This window comes from Kitasatospora sp. NPDC033851 (assembly GCF_055576085.1).
On the sequence record NZ_JBVIRL010000004.1, the window covers coordinates 1 to 21,632 of the forward strand.

A 21,632-nucleotide genomic window follows, 5' to 3' on the forward strand; every position below is an offset into this window, starting at 1 on the left:
GAGCGGATGATGCGGGACGCGAAGATCACGCAGATCTACGAGGGCACCAACCAGGTCCAGCGCATCGTCATGGCCCGCAACCTCCCGTAATCCGGGCCTGACCTGCACCGACGGCCGGACCGCAGCGCGGCCCGGCCGTCGGCGCCCACGGCGGTGCGCCGATGCTAGGTTCCGGAGAATGAGCGAGAAGGAAGAGCAGGACCTGCCCATGAACGACGGGCCCGCCAAGCCCGCGATGCGCGAGGCGCTGGTCGCCGCGGCCTTCGAGCTCTTCCTGGAGCGCGGCTTCGAGCAGACCACCGTCGACGACATCGTCTCGCTGGCCGGCGTCGGCCGGCGCTCCTTCTTCCGCTACTTCCCGGCGAAGGAGGACGTGGTCTTCCCCGACCACGAGCGCAGCCTCGCCGAGATGACCGAGTTCCTGGACTCCGGCAGCGGCGAGGAGGACCCGGTCAAGCACGCCTGCGACGCCGCCCGTCTGGTCCTGCGGATGTACGCCGAGCAGCCCTCCTTCTCCGTGCAGCGCTACCGGCTGACCCGCAAGGTGCCCGGCCTGCGGGCGTACGAGCTGTCCGTGGTCTGGCGCTACGAGCACACCCTCGCCGCCTACCTCCGCGACCGCTACGCCGACCGCCCGGACGGCCCACTGCGCGCGGACGTGATCGCCGCCGCGGTCGTCGCCGCGCACAACCACGCCCTGCGCACCTGGCTGCGGTCGGGCGGGGAGAGCGACTGGGTGGCAGAGGTGGACGCGGCGATGGCCTTCGTCACCGGCACCTGGAGCGACCGGCCGTCCGAGACCGCCGGCGAGGGCGAGTCCGACGAGGTCGTGGTCCTGGTCGCCAGTCGGCGGGCCCCGCTGTGGCGCATGGTCCAGGGCATCGAGAGCGCCCTCGGCGGCGACACCCGGCAGGCCTGACCGGCAGGCCTGACCGTCGAGGCCTGACCGACGTGGCCTTACCGGGCACGCCTGACCGGCGGGCTCGACGGGCCGTGCCTCGGCTCACCCGTACGCCGCAACTGCGCTCGGGCCGGGCCCGGTTGACGGCCCGCGCGCATCGCCTGCGCGCCGCTGCCCGGCTTCGGCACCGCACCCGCCCTCGCCGTCGGGCCGGCGGCCTCCGCCGCCGCCTGCCGGTCACCAGCGCCGTCCTCGCCACCGCCCTGTTCGGCGGCGAGGCGGCGAACGCGATGCCGCTGCTGATCGTCGCCACGGTGACGGCGTTCATCACCGGCGAGGCGCTCCGGAGCCGGCCGAGACGTGACACCGCCCCGGACGACCGTACGGCGGCGGCCGGGGTCAGCTGACCTCCGAGCCTTCGGGGGCCGACCCGAGGTGGCGCTCGATCTGCTGCTGGTTCTCCACCAACCGCAGGCAGAGGTGGCGCAGTTGGGCCAGCTCGTCCGGGTCGAAGCCACGGAAGACGGCGGCCATCGCACGCTCGGTCGGCACCCGGAAGGCATCCAGCCAGGCCAGGTCCTCAGGGGTGGCGCGGACCAGGACGGGCCGGGCCCTCCCGTTCCAGGGTGTCCACCAGGCCGGTGACATTGCGCGAACCACCCCGCCGGCCCGCGCCAACACGTTCGGTGCGCTGGAAACCCCTGCGGGGGACAGGAAGTGAACATCCGTCGATTCGTGGGTGGCCGCGCCGCCGCATGCGCCATAACGGAGGGGTCCCTGCCCCATCCCTGCCCCACCGGCTCCGACTCCGAGGACCCCACCCATGCCGATCAGCAACTACGGCGTGCTCGCCGCCACCGCCGTCGACCGGCGCCGCGAAGGCGGCACCGACACCCCGCACTACCAGATCCACCTGCGCGACGGGCAGGGCACCGACTACCGCGCGGCGGTCAACGTCCTCTCCCAGCAGGCCCCTTCGGACCTGCTCTACATCGTCGCCGAGAACTTCCGGCACCCCGTCACCGAACTCCTCCCGCCGGCCGGCAGCGGCTGGAACCCGCTGCCCTCCCGGCCCGGCACGGCGAGCCTGGACTTCGTCCGCGGGCACCTCTTCGACCCCGCCGCGATGCGCGTCCTGCCGCCCGACACCCCGGGCGCGGACAACGACCTCGCCGACCTGCTCGACCACCACGTCCAGCAGGCCACCGCCGACCCGGCCGCCACCCTCTACGTCTTCGGCCAGCGCTTCGGCCCCGAACCGGCCGTTCCCGACAAGGTGTTCGGCTTCCTCCCCGGCAACGGCGTCCACGACATCCACCTGAACCAGGGCAACAGCGGCCGCTTCACGAGCGACGACGGCGTCTACCAGGACGGCGGCCTGCTCATCCACCTGCCCGCCCTGGACCGCTGGACCGCGATCTTCCTCGCCTTCCAGTCCCAGTCCTGGCACACCGACGACCGCACCGGCCACACCATCCCCACCCGCACCCCCGTCCCGCACCCCACCCGGCACCACCAGCCCGCCGACCGGCAACACTGAGGCCGACCCCGCCGCCGCCCGGCCCGGTGATCGGGCCGGGCGGCGGCGGGGCGTTCCGGGATTCTTCGGGATTCCCCGGGAAACGCAAAAGAACCCCAGAAGATTCTGGGGTTCCTGCTGGTGTCCGAGGGGGGACTTGAACCCCCACGCCCGATAAAGGGCACTAGCACCTCAAGCTAGCGCGTCTGCCATTCCGCCACCCGGACTAGGTGTCGCCCTCGCGGCTTCCGATCTCTCGTCCGTCGCGCTGACAGATGTAACTGTAGCAAAGATCGGCTTGGGCTCCCAAAACGGTTCCGGACCGGGGTACGGGGCGGGTGGCGGGAACAAGGGGTCGCGTGTGGCGGGGGCGTGACCAGGGGGTTTCGAGGACGTACGGGGGGTGGATCCGGGTCGGGGGCTGGGGGAGGATGGACGGACGTGCTCGTACGGCCCGGGTGCAGGTCCTGGGGATGGCGCGCTGGTGCGTCGGTGCGGGCCAGAGACGAGGAGTGACCGTGAGCGAGCGGAGCGAGTCGGCGGCGCCGAAGGTGACGGCTGAGTCGGAAGTCGCCGGGATCTGTCGCGATCTGATCCGGATCGACACCAGCAACTACGGCGACGGCTCCGGCCCGGGCGAGCGCAAGGCGGCCGAGTACGTGGCCGAGCAGCTCGCCGAGTTCGGGATCGAGCCGAAGATCTTCGAGTCGGCCAAGGGCCGCGCCTCGACGGTGGTCCGGATCGAGGGCGAGGACCGTTCCCGCCCGGGCCTGCTGATCCACGGCCACACCGACGTGGTGCCGGCCAATGCGGCGGACTGGACGTACGACCCGTTCGGCGGCGAGATCGCCGACGGCTGCGTCTGGGGCCGCGGCGCGGTCGACATGAAGGACATGGACGCGATGACCCTGGCGGTCATCCGGGACCGGCTGCGCACCGGGCGCAAGCCCCCGCGTGACATCGTGCTGGCCTTCCTCGCCGACGAGGAGGCCGGCGGTACGTACGGGGCGCGCTACCTGGTGGACAAGCACCCGGGGCTGTTCGAGGGTGTGACCGAGGCGATCGGCGAGGTCGGCGGCTTCTCCTTCACGGTCAACGACCAGGTCCGCCTCTACCTGGTGGAGACGGCCGAGAAGGGCATGCACTGGATGCGCCTGACGGTCGAGGGCCGGGCCGGCCACGGCTCGATGGAGAACGACGACAACGCGATCACCGAGCTGTGCGAGGCGGTCGCCCGGCTCGGCCGGCACCAGTTCCCGTTGCGGATCACCAAGACCGTCCGGGCCTTCCTGGACGAGCTGTCGGACGCGCTCGGGGTCGAGCTGGACCCGGAGAACATGGACGAGACGCTGCGCGTCCTCGGCGGCATCGCCAAGATGATCGGCACCACGCTGCGCAACACCGCCCAGCCGACCATGCTCGGCGCCGGGTACAAGGTGAACGTGATCCCCGGTCAGGCCACCGCGCACGTGGACGGGCGCTTCCTGCCCGGCTACGAGGAGGAGTTCCTGGCCGAGCTGGACAGCGTGCTCGGCCCGCGGGTGAAGCGCGAGAGCCTGCACTCGGACAAGGCGATCGAGACCGGCTTCGACGGGGCGCTGGTCGAGGCGATGCAGACCGCGCTGCGGGCCGAGGACCCGATCGCCCGCGCGGTGCCGTACTGCCTGTCGGGCGGAACGGACGCCAAGTCCTTCCAGGACCTGGGGATCCGCTGCTTCGGCTTCGCGCCGCTGCAGCTGCCGCCGGAGCTGGACTTCGCGGGGATGTTCCACGGCGTGGACGAGCGGGTGCCGGTGGACGGCCTGAAGTTCGGTGTCCGGGTGCTCGACCGGTTCATCGACGCCTGCTGATCGCGCCCACCGCGTCGCGCCTGCTGATCAGACGACTGGGTCGGCCCGCTCCCGGGGTGCCGGGGGCGGGCCGACCGCATTGTCGGAGCTGATGATTGTGGGACGGGTTCGGGGAGATCGACAGAAACGATTCTGCCGAGAAATGCTTGCCGATCATGTGTGCGAGACCTCACCGTTGCGAGTGAATGGGAAATCTGTTCCGTACCCCGTTTGCCGCAGCGTCGTTCATCCCTGTGCAGCCCGCCGAACGGGTTGCGCTGTCCATACAGGAGGAATGATGAAGGTCAAGAAGATCGCCGCTGTCGCCGCCGCCACCGGTGGCCTGGTGCTCGCCGCCGCCGGTGTCGCATCCGCTCACGCGGGTGCCGAGGGTGTGGCCGCCGGTTCCCCGGGTGTCGCCTCGGGCAACCAGATCCAGGTTCCGGTGCACATCCCGGTGAACGTCTGTGGCAACACCGTCAGCGTGATCGGCGTGCTGAACCCGGCGTTCGGCAACCACTGCGCCAACATCTGAGCCGACGTCCGGGCCGCTGAGGCCTGTTGAGTGGACTCGACCCGGCCCCCGGGCGGCGGACGCGCCGCACCGGGGGCGTTCGCGTGCGCGGGGGCCGTGATACACGACCGACGACATGATCGCTCGATCGAGTGAAGCCACAGCGTTCGGCTCAACCTCGTCGTTCGCCTGTCGTTAACTCCTGTGCAGTCGAAGACCTTGCGTGATTTATGGATAGACCAAAATTCCGACTTTCATAAGGTTCACGTCAACGTCGACGCGTCGTCTCGAAAACGTCCCGAAAACGTCAGGGGAAAACATGAGGAATGTAGCCAAGAAGGGGATCCTCACGGCCGTGGCCACCGGCAGTGTGCTGGCCTCGACCGCCGGCTACGCCTACGCGGGCGCCGAGGCACAGGGGGGTGCCGTCGGGTCACCCGGCGTCGCCTCGGGCAACTCGGTGCAGGTGCCGGTCGAGGTGCCGATCAACGCCTGTGGCAACACGGTCGACGTGATCGGTGCGCTGAACCCGTCGTTCGGCAACCGCTGCGCCAATGCCGGCAGCGGCCGTCACGCGGCGCCCCAGGGCGGTCAGCCCGGTCAGTCCGGCGGCGGCACCGCGAGCTCCGGCACCGGCGGGAACCGGGGCACCACCGCCTCGGGCTCCTCCGCCTCCGGCACCGCCGCGGGATCGCCCGGCGTCGCCTCCGGCAACAGCATCCAGGCCCCCGTGCACGTCCCGGTCAACGCCTGCGGCAACTCCGTCAACGTGGCCGGCGTCGGCAACCCGGCCTTCGGCAACGACTGCGGCAACGTGGCGAAGCCCGCCCCGGCCCCCGCCCCGAAGCCGAGCGACGACTGCTCCGAGAGCAGCCACCCGGCCCCGCCGCAGCCCGGGGGCGAGACCCCCCCGGGCAACCCGCGCAACGGCGGCTCGTCCACCACGACCCCCGCCGCGCCCACCGCCAACGGCGGCCCGAGCGTCCAGGCCGTCCCGGCCGCCGCCCGTACGTCGGCCCCGGCCGCCACCGCGCCCGGCGCCCCCGTCGACAGCCAGCTGGCCTCCACCGGCGCCGGCGGCGTCGAGATGCTCGGCGCGGCCGGGCTGGCGCTGCTGCTCGGCGGTGGCGTGCTCTACCGCCGCGCCCGCGCCGGGGCCCGCTGAACCGGTAGTCCGCGGCCCCGGTAGGCCGTGGAGCCGGTAAGTCCTCGGGCCCGGTAGGCCGTGGACCCGGTGGATCGCGGACCCGGGCCTCCTCACGCGCGGCTGCGCGCACCCGCCGCGGAAACGACGCACCCGCGGTCGCCGGATGATCCGGCGACCGCGGGTGCGCGAAGGTTTCGTGCCGGCTCCCGCCCGGGGCAAGGCGACCCGCCCGTCACCAGTTCCGGACCTGGCGGATGATCCTCCGCTTGAGCCGGACCGTCCGGCTGCCGTCGGGGAACAGCCTCAGCCGGTCGAGCTCCCAGTGCCCGTACTCGGCATGCTCGGTGAGCAGTTGGCGTGCCGCGTTCCGCGTGGTGCCACGCGGCATGCGCAGCGACTGGTACTCGTACTCCGGCTGCCGGACCGGCTTGCTTGGGATCAAAACGCTCCTCCTGGGGATCACCTGCGGGCAAGCCTACGGCCTGCCCCGGACAGTCGGCCCGGGTATTTCCGGCCGTCCTCCGGTGCGAAAGCGGCGGCCCGAGGGCTCGCGGCCTGAACGGTCGACTGACAGTGCATCAGTTCTGTTGCACCTGTGGAGGGGATACCCCGATCCCGGCGCGGGAAGCGAGGCCAGGGCGGCCCCGCCCGACCCGCCGCGCGCCCTCTGCGCCCGTCCCACGCCGGTACCACGGGGGGACGTACCTGTGCAGATCGGACATCAGGGCGGAAGTTGCGGTGAAATCGCGGGTGTAGGTGACAACCGCTGTGCGTACCGACACCGCGGGGAGATAGCGTCTGCACCATGTCTGATGCCGCGCAGCCAACCATTGCCGAGGTACGCGCCGCCGCTGAGGCGGTCAAGGCCGCCATCGACCGTCATCTGGAAGCGGTGTCAAGCCCCAACGCAGCGGATGATCCCGCCGTGTCCGCCGCCTACGAGCAGCTCGCGACGGCGGCCATCGCCTACGACCAACTCCTGTACGAGGCCTACGACGAGGTCACGCCCTTCGAGATCCCCGGGGACGAGGGGCCCGGCGGGTACCACGGCCCCGAACAGCCCGAGGCGATCAGCGTGCTGATCCGCCGTGACTACCACGTCGTCGACCCGAAGCGGTTGCGCGCCCAGGCCGAGCGCCTGGACGAGTCGCTGACCCCGGGCGGTGCCGGTGCGGGCGGGGTGAACGCCGCGATCGGCGTGCTGTTCGGCGAGTACGAGCCGGACGAGATCGCCGCCCGCAGCGAGGAGTTCGGCCTGGAGGAGGGGGACTCGACGCTCTGGGTCGCGGCGGCCGAGCCGACCGAGCCGGGGGAGTGGCTGCCGGAGCCCTTCGAGCACGCCGACCCGCAGCTGCTGATCTGCCGGTTCGACGTGAGCGAGGTCTACGACGACGAGGACCCGGACGACTGACTCCGTCCGGGACGGACGACGGGCGGGCCCCCACCACCGGGGGCCCGCCCGTCGCGCTTCTGCGGCTGAGCCTGTCCGCGCCTAGGCGCACCGGGTTCCAGCGCACCGGGTTCCAGCGCACCGAGTCTCAGTGCATCGGCCTCAGGCCTCCGGGGCGGCGTTCTCGGCGAGGACCGCCCGCAGCCGGGTGGTACGCGGCTGCGCCGGGCGCTCGGCGACGGCCTGGGCGAGGGCCGGGCCCGCCGCGTGCACCACGGACAGGTGCCGCTCGGCCCGGCCGAAGGCGGTGTAGACCCACTGCCGGGTGAGCGCCGGAGCGGCGTCCTCCGGGAGCACGACCACCGCGCCCGGCCAGCGACGGCCGAGCGCCTGGTGGACCGTCAGCGCCCAGCCGTGCCGCAGCCGGGCGGCCTCGGCGGGCGGGACGGTCCGGCGCGAGCCGTCCGCGTACTCCAGGTGCAGGCCGGTCGCGTCGCCGTCCAGCACCCGGGCCGGGCGGGTGATACCGGGTGCGGGGGAGTCGACCACCCGGTCGCCCGGGTCGAAGCCGCCGAACCGGCCGGGGCCGGGGTTGAGCCGCGCCTTGGCGGCGGCGTTCAGCGCCCGGGTGCCGGCCGCACCGCCGTGGCCGGGGGTGAGCAGCACCACCTGCTCGGCGGGGATGCCGAGGGCGCGCGGGATGGAGTCGGTGAGCAGCTGGATGGCTCGGTGGACGGCCTCGCCGGCGTCCTTGGCGGTCAGGATGACCACCTCCTTGTCCGGCGCCTCGACCGGCTGGAGTTCGCCGATGCCGATGCCGGAGACCAGCTCGCCGATCGGGCCGAAGTCCGGGGTGCGGGAGGCGACCGCCGGGCAGACCTTGGCGGCCAGCAGGTCGGCGAAGAAGCGGCCGGGGCCGGCCGACCAGAGCTGGCCCGGGTCGCCGCTGAGCACCAGCCGGGTGCCGTCGGCGAGCGACTCCAGGACGGTCGCGGCCAGTTCGACGTCCAGCAGCGGGGCGTCCAGGACGACCAGCAGGTCCAGGGCGAGCGTGCCGTCCGGGGCGCGGCCGGGGCCGGCCGCGCCGGAGAGCAGGTCGGCGAGGGTGACCACGGGGAGTCCGGCCGCCCCGCTCCCCGCGAGCGCGAGGAAGGAGTCCCGGCCCTGGTCGGTCCAGGTGGCGGCCCAGGCCCGCAGCCCGAGACCCCGGGCGGCGGCGATCAGCGCCACCGGTTCGGCGCGGGCCGCCTCGCCGCCGGTGTGCAGCACCAGGGCGCTGTCGGCGACGGCGCGGATGAGGGCGGTCGCGGAAGAGGAGGGCGCGGCCTCGGCCGCCGCTTCCCAGGCGGCCGGGCCGGGGGCAGCTCCGGTCTCCGCGTCGGCCTCGGTCTCCGTGTCGGTCTCGGCCTCATCCTCCGTCTCGGCCTCGGCCTCGGCCTCCGCGTCGGGCTCGGCGGTGTCCTCGCCGGGCACGAAGGTGGCCATCAGCTGGAGCAGCTTCTCCGCGAGGCTGACCTCCGCCATCGCCGGCCCCTCCAGCGCGAGCAGCGTCCGGGTCGGCGGCTCGTCGTCCTCGCCGCCCGCCGCGTGCGCCTCGGCCCCGGTGAGCTCCTCCTGGGAGGGCAGCACCCGCCCGTCCTCGACGGCGGCCTGGACCGCGGCGACCGGGTCCGGCATCCGGAGCCGGTCGAGCCCGGCGGTCACCTCGGCCAGTTCCAGGGCCGAGTGCCCGCGCAGCGCCGCCTGCTCCAGCAGCCACTGCACCAGTGCCTGGGCGCGGCGAGGGTCGCCCGGCTCGGCGTCGGGGCCGAGCAGTCCGCGGGCGAAGCCGTCCGCCTGCTCGGGACGGACACCGGGCAGGCCCAGCACCGCCCACGGGTCCTCGCGCAGCCGCTCGGCGGCGTCGTCGCCGAGCTCGGCCACGGCGGCGGCCGCCAGTTCGGCCGGGGCGCCGCCGGCGGTCAGCACTGCGGCGGTGGCGCCGAGCGCGTCACCGGGATGAAGGCCGGGCACCACCGCGGCCACCGCAGCCGGGGCAGCCGGGGCAGCGGGAGCGGCCGGACCGCTCCCGCCCGCAGCGTCCGCAACGGGAGCCTTGGGCCCCGACGGCGGCTGCCGGACCGGTTCCTGCGGAGCCGAGGCTCGGGGCGCCGACCCCTGCGCGGCGATCTCCCGCATCCGCTGCGCCAGTTCCGCGACCTTCGCCGCCTTCTCCTCGGGGGTCAGCTGGGCCCCGGCCGTCGCCTCCGGAGCGCCGTTCCCCGTGTCACTCATCGTCGTCCGCTCCAAAGGTCACTCCACTACACGTTCCACTCGACGATCCGGCCCGGGCGTCACAGCTCGGTCCACCCCTGGTCCGGGTAGCGGTGCACGGGCGACGAGATGTCGTCCAGCGCGCTGCGGATCTCACCCGGAAGCGTAAGCGCCTCCACCGACAACGCCGCCTGCAGCTGTGCCACGGTCCGCGCCCCGACCAGCGCGCTCGCGACTCCGGGCCGGTCCCGGACCCAGGCGAGTGCGACCTCCAGCGGGCTGCTGGCGAGCCCGTCGGCGGCGGTGGCGAGGGCGTCCACGATCCGCCGCGAGCGCTCCCCGAGGTACGGCTGGACGAAGCCGGTCAGGTACGGCGAGGCGCCGCGCGAGTCCTGCGGGACGCCGTGCCGGTACTTGCCGGTGAGCACCCCGCGGCCGAGCGGCGAGCCGGCCAGCACGCCGATCCCGGAGTCCAGGGCGGCGGGCAGGGCCTCGCGTTCGATCCCGCGCTGCAGCAGCGAGTACTCCAGCTGTGCCCCGGCCAGCGCCCCCCGTCCGTGGTGGGCGTGCTGCCAGGTGGCGGCCTTGGCAAGCTGCCAGCCGCTGAAGTCGCAGACCCCGACGTAGCGGGCGCGCCCGGAGGAGACGGCGATGTCGAGGGCGCTGAGGGTCTCCTCGACCGGGGTCGTCGGGTCGAAGGAGTGCACCTGCCACAGGTCGACGTAGTCGGTGCCGAGGCGGTGCAGCGAGGCGTCCAGGGCGGCGAGCAGGTGGCCGCGCGAGCCGTCGAAGCGGCGGGCGCTCTCGGGGACGCTGCCGGCCTTGGTGGCGATGACGAGTTCGGAGCGGGGGATGAGGTTGTCGGTGAGCCGGGAGATCAGGTATTCGGCGCCGCCGTCGGCGTACACGTCGGCGGTGTCGACCAGGTTGCCGCCGGCGTCGACGAACTCCTTGAGCTGCTCGGCGGCCTCGTGCTCGTCGGTGTCGCGGCCCCAGGTCATGGTGCCGAGGCCGAGCCGGGAGACCTGTAGGCCGGTACGGCCCAGGTGACGCTGTTCCATCGGACGGGCCTTTCACTGGCCGGTGGCCCCGGGCGGTTCCGGTAGCCGTGTAAACGCGCAGGTGGGGCGTGCGCTCCCCACGTCGGCTGAGCGTAGCGGCCGGTGCCCGGGCGGGGGCGAAGACCCGCAGGACGTCGACGGCCGGTGCGGCCGGGGCGCGTGTGACCCAGACCACCACTACTCGTCAGTAGCATGTCCGGCGCGGGCGCGGTTACCCTCGGCCCGACCCCAACCCACTGGAAGGTGCGGCAGATGCGACTCGGTATCAACCTCGGCTACTGGGGACTCGGCATGGACGCCGACAACATCGCCGTGGCCCAGGAGGCGGACCGGCTCGGCTACGCGGTCTGCTGGGCGGCGGAGGCGTACGGCTCGGACGCCGCGACGGTGCTCAGCTACGTCGCCGCGAAGACCGAGCGGATCGACGTCGGTTCGGCCATCTTCCAGATCCCGGCCCGCACGCCGGCGATGACGGCGATGACCGCCGCGACCCTGGACACCCTCTCCGGCGGCCGGTTCCGCCTGGGCCTCGGCGTCTCCGGCCCGCAGGTCTCCGAGGGCTGGTACGGCGTGAAGTTCGACAAGCCGCTGGCCCGCACCCGCGAGTACGTGGAGATCATCCGCAAGGCGATGTCCCGCGAGCGCCTGGTCCACGAGGGCGCGAACTGGACGCTGCCGCTGCCCGGTGGCCCGGGCAAGCCGATCAAGCTCACCGTGCACCCGGTGCGCGAGCACATCCCGCTGTACATCGCCGCGATCGGCCCGAAGAACCTGGAGCTGACCGGCGAGATCGCCGACGGCTGGCTCGGCATCTTCTTCTCGCCCGAGCACGCCGCGATGTCCCTCGACCCGCTGACGGCCGGCCGCGCCAAGGCCGGGAAGACGCTGGACGGCTTCGACCTCTGCCCGACCGTGAACCTGGCGGTCGGCGAGGACATCAAGGCCGGGGTCGACGGCCTGCGCTCGTACGCCGCGCTCTACATCGGCGGCATGGGCAGCAAGGAGAAGAACTTCTACAACCAGCTGACCCGGCGGATGGGCTTCGAGCAGGCCGCCGACGAGATCCAGGAGAAGTACCTGGCCAGGGACTACGCGGGCGCCGCGGCCGCCGTCCCGCACGACCTGATCGACGCCACCTCGCTGATCGGCGACACCGCCCGGATCGCCGACCGGATGCAGGCCTACGCCGACGCGGGCGTCACCACGCTCACCCTGGCGCCCTCCGGCTTCACCCTGGACGAGCGGATCCGGGCGCTGCGCACGGGCGTCGAGGCACTGGAGCGCGCCGGCCTGGCTTAGGACGCGCCGGGGAACGGGCGGCACTACAGCCAGTCGTGCCGCTTGAACACCCGGTGCAGGGCCACGCAGACCACGGCCATCAGCGCCAGCACCGCCGGGTACCCCCAGGGCTGGTGCAGTTCCGGCATGTCGTCGAAGTTCATGCCGTAGATGCCCGCGATCATCGTCGGCACGGCGGCCAGCGCCGCCCAGGCCGAGATCTTCCGCATGTCGTTGTTCTGCTGCACGCTGACCTGCGCCAGGTTGGCGTTGAGGATGTCGGACAGCAGCCGGTCCATGCCGTCCACCTGGTCGTTGACCCGGGCCAGGTGGTCGGCGACGTCCCGCAGGTAGGGCGCCGTCTCGGGGCGGACGAAGCGGGCACCGCGCTCCAGCGTCAGCATCGGCTCCAGCAGCGGGCCGGTGGCGCGGCGCACGGACATCACCTGGCGCTTGTAGCCGTAGATCCGCCCGGCGGTGTCGCGGCCGACCCGGCCGGGGGTGAAGATGTCCGACTCCAGCTCGTCCAGGTCGGTCTGCAGCGCGGTGGCCACCTCCACGTAGCCGTCCACGATGGTGTCGGCGACCGAGTGCAGCACCGAACTGGGCCCGTAGCGGAGCAGTTCGGGCTCCTTCTCCAGCCGGGCTCGCAGGTCGCCGAGCGGGCTGTCCTCGCCGTGCCGGACGGTCATCACGAAGTCGCGGCCGAGGAAGACCATCACCTCGCCGATCGTGACGACGTGCGCGCCGGGGGCGTAGCCGAGGGTCTTCAGGGTGAGGAGAAGCGAGCCCTGGTAGGCCTCGGCCTTGGGGCGCTGGTGGGCGCTGACGGCGTCCTCGACGGCCAGTGGGTGCAGTGCGAACTGCCGGCCGACGTGGTCGAGTTCCTCGGCGGTCGGCTCGAAGAGGCCTATCCAGACGAAGCCGTCCGGACCGGCCGCGCGGGCGGCGGCGAGCGCGCCGGCCAGGTCGTCGGGGGCCTCGATCCGGTGGCCGTCGCAGTAGGCGGCGCAGTGGACGATCATGCGGGCCATTGTCACCCGATCGCGGCCGTCCGGCACGGATCCGGAGCGGATCCACCCCGGATCCACCCCTGATCCACCCCGGAGCCGGGGCGGAACGGCCCCACCGCCCGGCCCGCCGGACCCGCGACCGGGCAGATAACCGGACGGTAACCGGCCCCCACGGCCCTGCCCGGAGGCCGTAGGCTGAGCCCCATGCCCACCCTGCTGCTCGTCCGTCACGGCCGCTCCACCGCGAACACCGCCGGAATCCTGGCCGGTTGGACCCCCGGCGTGGATCTCGACGACACCGGGCGCGCGCAGGCCGCCGCGCTGGCCGACCGGCTGGCCGGCATCCCGCTGGCGCAGGCCGTCAGCAGCCCGCTGGAGCGCTGTCGGCAGACCCTGGAGCCGCTGCTGGCCGCCCGGCCCGAGCTGGCCGAGCCGACCGAGGACGAGCGGCTGGGGGAGTGCCACTACGGCGAGTGGACCGGTCGTCCGCTGGCCGAGCTGGCCAAGGAGCCGCTCTGGCGCACCGTCCAGGACCACGCGGCCGCCGCGGCCTTCCCCGGCGGAGAGTCGCTGCGCGAGCTGAGCCACCGCACGGTGAGCGCGGTGCGCGAGTGGAACGGGAAGGTCGCCGCCGAGCACGGCGAGGACGCGGTCTGGATCGCCTGCTCGCACGGCGACGTGATCAAGGCGGTGGTGGCCGACGCGCTCGGCCTGCACCTGGACCACTTCCAGCGCATCAGCGTCGAGCCCTGCTCGGTCACCGCGATCCGCTACACCCCGCACCGGCCCTTCGTGCTGAGGATGGGCGACACCGGCGACCTCGCCTCGCTGGCGCCGAGGACCGGCCCCGCCCCGGCCACCCCGGCCGGCGACGCGGTGGTCGGCGGCACCGCCTGAGCGGCGCCGCCGGTGGCACGAGCCCGCGGCGCCGCCGGTGGCACGAGCCCGCGGCGCCGCCCCCCAGTGCCGACTCACACTGCCCGACCCGTGGCGCAAGCCCGCGGCACCCGTCCGAGCGGCACCGCCCGGGCGCCCGTGTCACCCCGCCCGCGGCCGTCGGCTCGGCTCCCCGGCCGAAGCCCGAAGGTCGTAGGGTGACTAACGAGTCCGAACACCCGCGATCCCCCACGGCGGATTCGCGCCGACCGACACGATCCGGAGCGAGAGCGTGACCCGTCAGGTCTACTTCTACGACCAGCCCGAACGGTTCGTGGCCGGCACCGTCGGCCAGCCCGGCGCCAGGGCGTTCTACCTGCAGGCCAGCGCCCGGGGCCGGATCACCAGCGTGCTGCTGGAGAAGACCCAGGTCGCGGCGCTCGCCGAGCGCATCGAGGAGGTCCTGGACGAGGCGCTGCGGCGCAGCGGCGGCGACGCCTCCATCCCGGCCGCCGCCCCGAAGGACCTGCTCGACACCGCCCCGCTCGACCTGCCGCTGGAGCAGGAGTTCCGGGTCGGCACGATGGCCCTGGCCTGGGACAGCGTGGACGGCTGCCTGGTCGTCGAGGCGCAGGCGCTGGTCGAGGAGGAGGAAGAGGAGGAGGACGCCGCCGAGGCGGTCTTCACCGACGACGACACCGGCCCGGACATGCTGCGGGTGCGGCTGACCGGCGCGATGGCCCGGGTGTTCGCCAAACGCGCGCTGGACCTGGTCGCGGCCGGCCGCAAGCCCTGCCCGTTCTGCAACCTGCCGCTCGACCCGGAGGGCCACCTGTGCCCGCGCGCGAACGGCTACCGGCGCTGAACACCGAGACCCCGCCGCAGGCCGACCCGACGGCCGCCGCCGCGCTGGCCGCCGACGTGCCCACCGCCCTCGCGCTGCTGCGCCAGGGCGAGCTGACCGTGCACGGCCGGCTCACCGACGCCTCCAACGCCGCGCTGTACTGCACGGTCGCCCACGGCTCGCTCAGCGCGCAGGCCGTCTACAAGCCGGTGGCCGGCGAGCGCCCGCTCTGGGACTTCCCGGACGGCACGCTGGCCGGCCGCGAGGTCGCCGCGTACGAACTGTCCGCCGCGACCGGCTGGGCGCTGATCCCGCCCACCGTGCTGCGCGACGGCCCGCACGGGCCCGGCATGGTGCAGCTGTGGGTCGAGCCTGACCCGCAGGCCGAGCCGCTGCTCGCGCTGCAGGACCCGCGCGGCCCGGAGGAGGGCTGGCTGCCGATCGTCCGGGCCGAGGTGGAGGGCGGGCGCACCGCGCTGCTGGTGCACCACGACGACCGGCAGCTGCGCCGGCTTGCCGTACTGGACGCGGTGCTCAACAACGCCGACCGCAAGGGCGGCCACCTGATCCCGGCCGCCGACGGCCGGGTGTACGGCATCGACCACGGCGTCACCTTCAACACCGAGGGCAAGCTGCGCACCCTGCTCTGGGGTTGGGCGGGGGACCCGCTGCCCGTCGAGGCGCTGGAGGTGCTGGCCCGGCTCGCCGAGCAGCTGGACGGCGAGCTCGCCGAGCGCCTCGCCCCGCACCTGACGGGGGCGGAGCTGGACGCGACCCGGTCCCGGGTGGCCGAGCTGCGCGGCTCCGGCCGCCATCCGCTGCCCTCCGAGGACTGGCCCGCGATCCCCTGGCCGCCGGTGTAGGGACGGTCCGGAGCCTGCCGGTCGATGGTCTGGACCTGTCCCCGGAACAGGTCGCACACTGCTCCGCGGGCCGCGCGACGGACCACCCCCACCCCCCGCAGCTCGCCGGACCTGCCGTTGCACCGCCTGCAGGTCCCGCTGCCCCAGCTGCTCCCGTTCGCCATCGGCAGCTTCGACACGATCGGCCCGCTCTCCCGGGCGGGCTTCCCCCACCGGCACTCGTTCCACGAGATCGTCCACGTCACCGGCGGCCGCGGCGCCCACGTCCTGGACCTGGTCCACCGGCCGCTGGCGCCACCGCAGTTGTGCGTGATCGGCGTCTCCCCGGGTCACTTGCAGACCCTGGTCAAGCAGGCCACCGGCCGCACGCCGGGCGGGCTGATCCGTCGCCAGCAGACCCTGGAAGCCAAACGGCTGCTCGCCTGCACGGATTTGACGATCCGTCAGGTAGCCAAGGAGGCGGGCTTCGCGGACCCGGCGTACTTCTGCCGCTTCTTCCGCCGGGAGACCGGGATGACCCCGGGGGAGTTCCGGGCGCGGGTCGACGGAAATCACCACGATCCCCGGATCACGTCCATCGCGGTCGCGCCGGACGGCCCGTAACTTTACTGCTGGCCACCGGTGGCCGGCCCGGGGCCCTCGGATGGGCGACCGGTCAGGTCCTTGTCATGCCCCCACCATGGCAAGGGCCGCCCCCCTTACGAGCACCCCGTCTCACGAGAACCCCGGCCTCGCGAGACCCCCGCCTCACGAGAAGGAGACGGCGCATGCCCACGCCCGACGGCATGATCAGCCGCAAGACCGTCCTGAAGGCCGCCGCCGCGCTCGGGGCCGCCCCGCTGCTGGTCGGCGGCGGGGCCGCACTGGCCCGCGAGCAGACCGAAGGCCCCTACTTCAAGCCGAACTCCCCGCTGCGCAGCTCCATGGTCGACGACGGCCCCGGCACCCGGTTGGTCGTCAGCGGCTACGTCTTCGGCCGCGCCTGCCGGCCCGTCTCCGGCGTGCTGCTGGACTTCTGGCAGGCCGACGACAACGGCGCCTACGACAACGCCGGCTACACCTTCCGAGGCCACCAGTTCAGCGACGCGGGCGGCGCGTTCAAGCTGGACACCATCGTGCCCGGGCTCTACCCGGGCCGCACCCGGCACATCCACGTCAAGCTCCAGGCCCCCGGCCGCCCGGTCGTCACCACCCAGCTGTACTTCCCGGGTGAGCCGCGCAACAGCACCGACACCATCTACGACGCCCGGCTGCTGATGAACGTCCGGCAGAACGGCAACGTCCGCGAGGGCAGCTACGACTTCGTGCTGGACGTGCCGCAGACCCCCGGCACGCCGAGCCCGACGTCCACGCCCACTCCCACCGGGACGCCCACCACGCCGCCGAGCGGCAGCTGGGCCCCGGGCACCTCCTACCGCGCGGGCGACCGCGTCACCTACTCCGGCGTCTCCTACGTCTGCCTCCAGGCACACACCGCCATGGTCGGCTGGGAACCGCCGAACGTGCCGGCCCTCTGGCAGCGGTCGTAGCGGCTCCGGCCGCGTCCCCCGGGGAGCCGGGCGCCCGGTCGGCGGCAGGGCCGGCCGGGCGCTCAACCCTGCCCGGACCCGGGCAGGCTCCCTGGCGGGCGTCCTGGCGGGGTCGAAAATCCGTGCAATACCAGTCGGGAAGCGGTCAAGCAACGGCAGGAAGCGAATCCAGTCGATCTTGCGCACTGGTTAGGCTTTCAAATGTTCGCAAGGTTAAAGTTGTTTCCATGCATGCCTGGCCCGCCTCCGAGGTTCCCGCCCTGCCTGGTCAGGGTCTCCCCCTCCGTATCCACGACACCGCAGCGGGTACGGTCCGGGAGGTCGTGCCGCAGGACGGCACCGCCCGGATCTACGTCTGCGGTATCACCCCCTACGACGCGACCCACATGGGCCACGCCGCCACCTACAACGCGTTCGACCTGGTCCAGCGCGTCTGGAAGGACGCCGGCCACGACGTCCTGTACATCCAGAACGTGACCGACGTGGACGACCCGCTGCTGCAGCGCGCGGTCGAGACCGGCCAGGACTGGACCGCCCTGGCCGAGCGCGAGACGGCCCTGTTCCGCGAGGACATGACCGCACTGCGCATGCTCCCGCCGGCCCACTACGTCGGCGCCGTCGAGTCGATCCCGTGGATCGTCCCGATCGTCCAGAAGCTGCTGGCCGCCGGCGCGGCCTACAAGGTCGACGGCGACATCTACTTCTCGGTCGACGCCGACCCGCACTTCGGCGAGGTCTCCGGCCTCACCCGCGAGGCCATGCGCCCGGTCTTCGCCGAGCGCGGCGGCGACCCGGACCGCCCCGGCAAGCGCAACCCGCTGGACGCCCTGCTCTGGCTGGCCGCCCGCCCCGGCGAGCCCGCCTGGGACACCGAGCTCGGCCACGGCCGCCCCGGCTGGCACATCGAGTGCGTCGCCATCGCGCTGCAGTACCTCGGCATGTCCTTCGACATCCAGGGCGGCGGCAGCGACCTCTCCTTCCCGCACCACGAGATGGGCGCCGCGCACGCCCAGGTCGCCACCGGCACCCACCCGTACGCCCAGGCGTACGTGCACGCCGGCATGGTCGCCCTGGACGGCCAGAAGATGTCCAAGTCCCGCGGCAACCTGGTCTTCGTGTCGGCGGTGCGCCGCGATGGCGTCGACCCGGCGGCGATCCGCCTGGCGCTGCTCGCGCACCACTACCGCGCGGACTGGGAGTGGACCAAGGACGTCCTGGACGAGGCCGTCGAGCGCCTCGCCCGCTGGCGCGCCGCGGTCTCCCGGCCGGACGGCCCGTCGGCCGAGCAGCTGCTCGCCGAGGTCCGCACGGCGCTCGCGAACGACCTGGACGCGCCCGCCGCGCTGGCCGCCGTCGACCGCTGGGCCGAGCGGCAGGAGACCGAGGGCGGCACCGACATCGGCGCACCCGGGCTGGTGTCCCGCACCGTGGACGCCCTGCTCGGCGTCGCACTGTAGGCCCGCCGTAGTCCCGCTGTAGGCCCGCTGCCGTCACGCACCGCAACGCCGAAGGGGCGTCAGGACCAAGTGTCCTGACGCCCCTTCGGCGGTTCCGGGCGACGCCCGGTGACTACTCCTCCTCGGCGCCGTCCTGGCCCTCCCGGGCCGTTCCAGGCGCCTCCGGCTCGGCCGGCCGCTCCGCCGTGGCGTGCCCGGACACCGGCTTCTCGCCGGTCGGCCCGACGTTCTCCCGGCGGCGCAGGTAGCGCTCGAACTCGCGGGCGATGGCGTCCCCGGAGGCCTCCGGCAGCTCCGCGGTGTCCTGCGCCTCCTCCAGCTGCTGGACGTACTCGGCGACCTCGCTGTCCTCGGCGGCCAGCTGGTCCACGCCGAGCTGCCAGGCCCGGGCGTCCTCGCCGAGTTCGCCCGGCGGGATGCGCAGGTCCAGCAGGTCCTCCAGCTTGTTGAGCAGGGCCAGCGTCGCCTTGGGGTTCGGCGGCTGCGAGACGTAGTGCGGCACCGCCGCCCAGAGCGTCACGGCCGGGACCCCGGCGTGCGTGCAGGCCTCCTGGAGCACGCCGACGATGCCGGTCGGGCCCTCGTACCGGCTCTCCTCCAGGTCCAGCCGGCGGGCCAGCTCCGGGTCGGAGGTGACCCCGCTGACCGGCACCGGGCGGCTGTGCGGGGTGTCGCCGAGCAGTGCGCCCAGGATCACCACCAGCTCGATGCCCAGCTCGTGCGCGAAGCCCAGCAGCTCGTTGCAGAACGAGCGCCAGCGCATGCTCGGCTCGATGCCGCGGACCAGCACGACGTCCCGGGGCGTCGGCTCGGTCACCCGGATCACCGAGAGCCGGGTGGTCGGCCAGGTGATCCGGCGGATGCCGCCGTCCAGCCAGATCGTGGGCCGGTTGACCTGGAAGTCGTAGTAGTCCTCCGCGTCCAGGGCGGCGATCACCTTGCCGCCCCAGGTCTCGTCCAGATGCGCCAGGGCCGCGGAGGCGGCGTCGCCCGCGTCGTTCCAGCCCTCGAAGGCGCAGACCATCACCGGGTCGATCAACTCGGGAACATCTTCCAGCTCGATCACCCAGCGTCTCCCTCCGGTCGGCGGCCTGGCCGGCACCGCCCCGGCTGGTTTGCCGGGGCGCCGACGGGCCGGCTGCCGACTGTCGAACCTCTCGTCTCCCATGGAACGCCTCGCCCCATGGTCCCTACCTGCCCAGCCTACGGGCTTTGATGCGCACCGCGGCCGGGCACCGGGACAGTCTGGGGGAGCCGGCCGCCCCGATCCAGCGGATATCGGGACCCCGCCGACTGGCGGGCCGTCAGTCGACGGGCGGGCGCGGACCGCGTCCGCCCGGTGGCGCGGTGCGACGGGCGTGCCGCGACGGCCCGGCGGCGCGATGATGAACAGGCGCGATGACGAACGGACGGGGGCCGGGCGGAAGGGGCCGGACCGATGAACCGATGGCTGTGGACCGGCGCGGGCGCGGCCGCGCTGACCGGTGCCGCGCTGATGGTGGCGGCAGTGGACCGGGCCGGGCGCCGGCTGCCGGTGGAGCACGTCACCGAGGGCGGACTGGAGCTCCACCAGCCGCCCGGCGCGGTCTGGGACGTGCTGACCGACATCGACCTCTACCCGGCCTGGCGCCCGGGCCTCACCCACGTCGAGCGGCTGCCCGCCGCGGCCGGCGGCCGGGTGCGCTGGCGCGAGTACGACCGGCACGGGCACACCACGTACGAGGTGGTGGCGAGCGAGGCCCCGCACCGCCTGGTCACCGGCATCGCCGACCAGGACCTGCCGTACGGCGGCACCTGGACGTACGTGCTCACCCCGGCCGGGCCGGGCTGCTCGCTGACCGTCACCGAGCGGGGCGAGGTCCGCCGGCCGATCCACCGGGCCGTCTCGCACTACCTGACCGGCGAGGACGCGACCGTCCACCGCTACCTGGGCGCCCTGGCCCACCGGCTGGCCGGCTGACGGGCGGCGGCTACCGGACGTCCACCCAGCCGCGCCGGTACGCCGCCCAGTTCTCGGGCGTCGAGGCGAAGTCCACGTACAGCGCGACGCCGAAGTTCGGCCGCCGCAGGTCCTCCCGGCCCAGGCCCAGCCGGACGCCGCGGACGGCCGCGTCGACGGTCTCGGCGTCGCCCCAGTGGCCCCACTTGTCGTCCCAATAGAACGGCAGGCCGATCAGCAGGTCCACCTCGGCCGGGGTGGCCCGCAGGGCGAGTTCGGTCTGCCGGGCGACGTAGCCGCCGTACAGCGGTTCGGTCGGCATCGAGGTGTCGTAGGTCATCACGGCGATCTGGTCGACCCGGCGGGCGGTCGCGGCGAAGTACGCCGCGTCCCACCACTTGCCGTGGTCGGTGAGCAGGATCCCGGCCGTGTGCAGGCCCGGCACCGGGTCGATCTGCGGAGCCGCGACCGACAGCTTGGCGCCGCGTGCCGCGGTGACCGGGCGGACCTGGTCGAGCAGGGCCAGCCAGCCCGCCGAACCGGGGCGGATCGGCTCCATGTCGAAGTGCACGCCGTCGAAGCCGAGGTCCAGCACCTGGCGGGCGGAGCCGGTGACCCGGTCCCGGGTGGCGGCGTCCTCGAGGTCCAGGGCGTCCTTCTCCGGCTTGACCTCGTCGCCCAGCCAGCTCTGCAGCCGTACGTCGGGCAGTGCCCGGTGCACGGTGTCGGTGAACCAGCGGGCCCGTGGGTGGACGGCGGGCGGCAGCGAGCCGTCGTGCTCCAGCGGGCCGGTGTGCACGTACAGGTCGCGGATGCCGGTGCCGGCCAGCTGCCGCACCAGCGCCGTGACGTCCGCCTCGGTCTTGCGGCCGTCCACCCAGGCGTGGCCGAGCCAGACCGCGTCCCGGCCCCGGGTGCGGGCCTCGGCGGCCGGTTCACCCACATAGTGCAGCCGGATCGCGACGAACAGCGAGCCGAGCGCGGCGACCGGCACCGCCGCCGCCAGCGCCAGGACCAGCAGGGTCCGGCGCCACCGGGACCACCCCCGCCATCGGCCGCGCAGCGCCCGGAACGGGGCCGCCAGGGCCCCGCCGATCCGCCGCGCGCAGGTCCGGAATCGGGCCATGCGCTTGCTCCCCCCTTGCGGTCGAGCGCTCAGGATACGGAACGGGCCCCCGGACCGACCCGTCGGCCGGATACCCTGACCACGTGCCTCCCC

The 21,632-nt window shown here is 73.6% G+C and carries 23 protein-coding genes and 1 tRNA gene; 16 read left to right on the top strand and 8 right to left on the bottom strand.

Translation table 11 applies throughout. The features are described from left to right. From ACZ51D_RS09440 to ACZ51D_RS09450, 3 genes are all read left to right on the top strand, one after another. Nucleotides 1-90 (top strand): acyl-CoA dehydrogenase family protein (locus ACZ51D_RS09440; protein ID WP_144385854.1); only part of this gene is annotated, 90 nt, incomplete at its 5' end. 88 nt (nucleotides 91-178) lie between these two features. Then, nucleotides 179-919 (top strand): TetR family transcriptional regulator, encoded by a 741-nt coding sequence (locus tag ACZ51D_RS09445; protein ID WP_360498194.1) that lies wholly within the window; start codon nucleotides 179-181, stop codon nucleotides 917-919. A 74-nt stretch (nucleotides 920-993) separates the two neighbouring features. Continuing rightward, a complete protein-coding gene (locus ACZ51D_RS09450; RefSeq protein ID WP_465661768.1) occupies nucleotides 994-1,308 on the top strand; it encodes a hypothetical protein in 315 nt (104 codons plus the stop codon). Here the strand turns inward: ACZ51D_RS09450 and ACZ51D_RS09455 are convergent. Then, nucleotides 1,301-1,549, bottom strand: coding sequence for a hypothetical protein (locus ACZ51D_RS09455; RefSeq protein ID WP_465661770.1), 249 nt, complete (start codon nucleotides 1,547-1,549; stop codon nucleotides 1,301-1,303). The genes ACZ51D_RS09450 and ACZ51D_RS09455 overlap by 8 nt on opposite strands. Nucleotides 1,550-1,724: 175 nt before the next feature. On the opposite strand from ACZ51D_RS09455, the gene ACZ51D_RS09460 reads away from it, so the two are divergent. Then, nucleotides 1,725-2,441 (top strand): DUF2278 family protein, encoded by a 717-nt coding sequence (locus tag ACZ51D_RS09460; RefSeq protein WP_465661772.1) that lies wholly within the window; start codon nucleotides 1,725-1,727, stop codon nucleotides 2,439-2,441. Between the two features lie 118 nt (nucleotides 2,442-2,559). On the opposite strand, the gene ACZ51D_RS09465 is transcribed toward ACZ51D_RS09460, so the two are convergent. Next, a tRNA-Leu gene (locus tag ACZ51D_RS09465) sits at nucleotides 2,560-2,647 on the bottom strand. A 246-nt stretch (nucleotides 2,648-2,893) separates the two neighbouring features. On the opposite strand from ACZ51D_RS09465, the gene ACZ51D_RS09470 reads away from it, so the two are divergent. The 3 genes from ACZ51D_RS09470 to ACZ51D_RS09480 all read left to right on the top strand — a co-directional run bounded on the left by ACZ51D_RS09470 (nucleotide 2,894) and on the right by ACZ51D_RS09480 (nucleotide 5,928). Beyond that, entirely contained in the window at nucleotides 2,894-4,270 is a 1,377-nt protein-coding gene (locus ACZ51D_RS09470) for a M20/M25/M40 family metallo-hydrolase (protein WP_465625588.1), read from the top strand. A 277-nt stretch (nucleotides 4,271-4,547) separates the two neighbouring features. Continuing rightward, the gene (locus ACZ51D_RS09475) at nucleotides 4,548-4,784 is read left to right on the top strand and encodes a chaplin (protein ID WP_465625543.1); all 237 of its coding nucleotides are present in this window, start codon (nucleotides 4,548-4,550) and stop codon (nucleotides 4,782-4,784) included. A gap of 298 nt (nucleotides 4,785-5,082) precedes the next feature. Next, nucleotides 5,083-5,928, top strand: a complete 846-nt coding sequence (locus tag ACZ51D_RS09480; protein ID WP_465625544.1) for a chaplin — start codon at nucleotides 5,083-5,085, stop codon at nucleotides 5,926-5,928. Nucleotides 5,929-6,142: 214 nt separating this feature from the next. Here ACZ51D_RS09480 and ACZ51D_RS09485 read toward each other — a convergent pair whose 3' ends face one another. Continuing rightward, nucleotides 6,143-6,349, bottom strand: a complete 207-nt coding sequence (locus ACZ51D_RS09485) for a DUF5703 family protein (protein ID WP_360498519.1) — start codon at nucleotides 6,347-6,349, stop codon at nucleotides 6,143-6,145. 366 nt (nucleotides 6,350-6,715) lie between these two features. Here ACZ51D_RS09485 and ACZ51D_RS09490 point away from each other — a divergent pair, with 366 nt between their 5' ends. Further along, entirely contained in the window at nucleotides 6,716-7,321 is a 606-nt protein-coding gene (locus tag ACZ51D_RS09490; protein ID WP_465625545.1) for a hypothetical protein, read from the top strand. A 141-nt stretch (nucleotides 7,322-7,462) separates the two neighbouring features. Here the strand turns inward: ACZ51D_RS09490 and ACZ51D_RS09495 are convergent, their stop codons facing one another. Beyond that, nucleotides 7,463-9,574, bottom strand: a complete 2,112-nt coding sequence (locus ACZ51D_RS09495; RefSeq protein WP_465661773.1) for a helix-hairpin-helix domain-containing protein — start codon at nucleotides 9,572-9,574, stop codon at nucleotides 7,463-7,465. A 59-nt stretch (nucleotides 9,575-9,633) separates the two neighbouring features. Next, nucleotides 9,634-10,614, bottom strand: coding sequence for an aldo/keto reductase (locus tag ACZ51D_RS09500; RefSeq protein ID WP_465661775.1), 981 nt, complete (start codon nucleotides 10,612-10,614; stop codon nucleotides 9,634-9,636). 252 nt (nucleotides 10,615-10,866) lie between these two features. Here ACZ51D_RS09500 and ACZ51D_RS09505 point away from each other — a divergent pair, with 252 nt between their 5' ends. Then, complete coding sequence (locus tag ACZ51D_RS09505; RefSeq protein ID WP_360498212.1) at nucleotides 10,867-11,913, top strand: LLM class F420-dependent oxidoreductase; 1,047 nt, start codon at nucleotides 10,867-10,869, stop codon at nucleotides 11,911-11,913. Nucleotides 11,914-11,936: 23 nt separating this feature from the next. Here the strand turns inward: ACZ51D_RS09505 and ACZ51D_RS09510 are convergent, their stop codons facing one another. Further along, nucleotides 11,937-12,917 (bottom strand): magnesium and cobalt transport protein CorA, encoded by a 981-nt coding sequence (locus tag ACZ51D_RS09510; RefSeq protein WP_465625548.1) that lies wholly within the window; start codon nucleotides 12,915-12,917, stop codon nucleotides 11,937-11,939. 192 nt (nucleotides 12,918-13,109) lie between these two features. Between ACZ51D_RS09510 and ACZ51D_RS09515 the strand changes: the two genes are divergently transcribed. The 6 genes from ACZ51D_RS09515 to mshC all read left to right on the top strand — a co-directional run bounded on the left by ACZ51D_RS09515 (nucleotide 13,110) and on the right by mshC (nucleotide 18,474). Continuing rightward, on the top strand, nucleotides 13,110-13,802 hold the full coding sequence (locus ACZ51D_RS09515; protein WP_465625549.1) for a histidine phosphatase family protein: 693 nt from the start codon (nucleotides 13,110-13,112) through the stop codon (nucleotides 13,800-13,802). A 271-nt stretch (nucleotides 13,803-14,073) separates the two neighbouring features. Beyond that, complete coding sequence (locus tag ACZ51D_RS09520; protein ID WP_360498218.1) at nucleotides 14,074-14,646, top strand: DUF3090 family protein; 573 nt, start codon at nucleotides 14,074-14,076, stop codon at nucleotides 14,644-14,646. Nucleotides 14,647-14,690: 44 nt separating this feature from the next. Further along, a complete protein-coding gene (locus tag ACZ51D_RS09525) occupies nucleotides 14,691-15,488 on the top strand; it encodes an SCO1664 family protein (protein ID WP_360498521.1) in 798 nt (265 codons plus the stop codon). A gap of 117 nt (nucleotides 15,489-15,605) precedes the next feature. After that, nucleotides 15,606-16,091 (top strand): helix-turn-helix transcriptional regulator, encoded by a 486-nt coding sequence (locus tag ACZ51D_RS09530; protein ID WP_465661777.1) that lies wholly within the window; start codon nucleotides 15,606-15,608, stop codon nucleotides 16,089-16,091. 164 nt (nucleotides 16,092-16,255) lie between these two features. Next, nucleotides 16,256-17,017 (top strand): dioxygenase family protein, encoded by a 762-nt coding sequence (locus ACZ51D_RS09535; protein ID WP_465625551.1) that lies wholly within the window; start codon nucleotides 16,256-16,258, stop codon nucleotides 17,015-17,017. 227 nt (nucleotides 17,018-17,244) lie between these two features. Next, entirely contained in the window at nucleotides 17,245-18,474 is a 1,230-nt protein-coding gene (gene mshC / locus ACZ51D_RS09540; RefSeq protein ID WP_465625553.1) for a cysteine--1-D-myo-inosityl 2-amino-2-deoxy-alpha-D-glucopyranoside ligase, read from the top strand. Between the two features lie 112 nt (nucleotides 18,475-18,586). Here mshC and ACZ51D_RS09545 read toward each other — a convergent pair whose 3' ends face one another. Further along, nucleotides 18,587-19,540: a PAC2 family protein gene (locus tag ACZ51D_RS09545; RefSeq protein ID WP_360498226.1), complete on the bottom strand. Its 954-nt coding sequence runs from the start codon at nucleotides 19,538-19,540 to the stop codon at nucleotides 18,587-18,589. A gap of 372 nt (nucleotides 19,541-19,912) precedes the next feature. Between ACZ51D_RS09545 and ACZ51D_RS09550 the strand changes: the two genes are divergently transcribed. Beyond that, entirely contained in the window at nucleotides 19,913-20,434 is a 522-nt protein-coding gene (locus ACZ51D_RS09550; protein ID WP_465625554.1) for an SRPBCC family protein, read from the top strand. Nucleotides 20,435-20,444: 10 nt separating this feature from the next. Here the strand turns inward: ACZ51D_RS09550 and ACZ51D_RS09555 are convergent, their stop codons facing one another. Further along, nucleotides 20,445-21,539: a glycoside hydrolase family 18 protein gene (locus ACZ51D_RS09555; protein WP_465661778.1), complete on the bottom strand. Its 1,095-nt coding sequence runs from the start codon at nucleotides 21,537-21,539 to the stop codon at nucleotides 20,445-20,447. Nucleotides 21,540-21,632 lie beyond the last annotated feature (93 nt).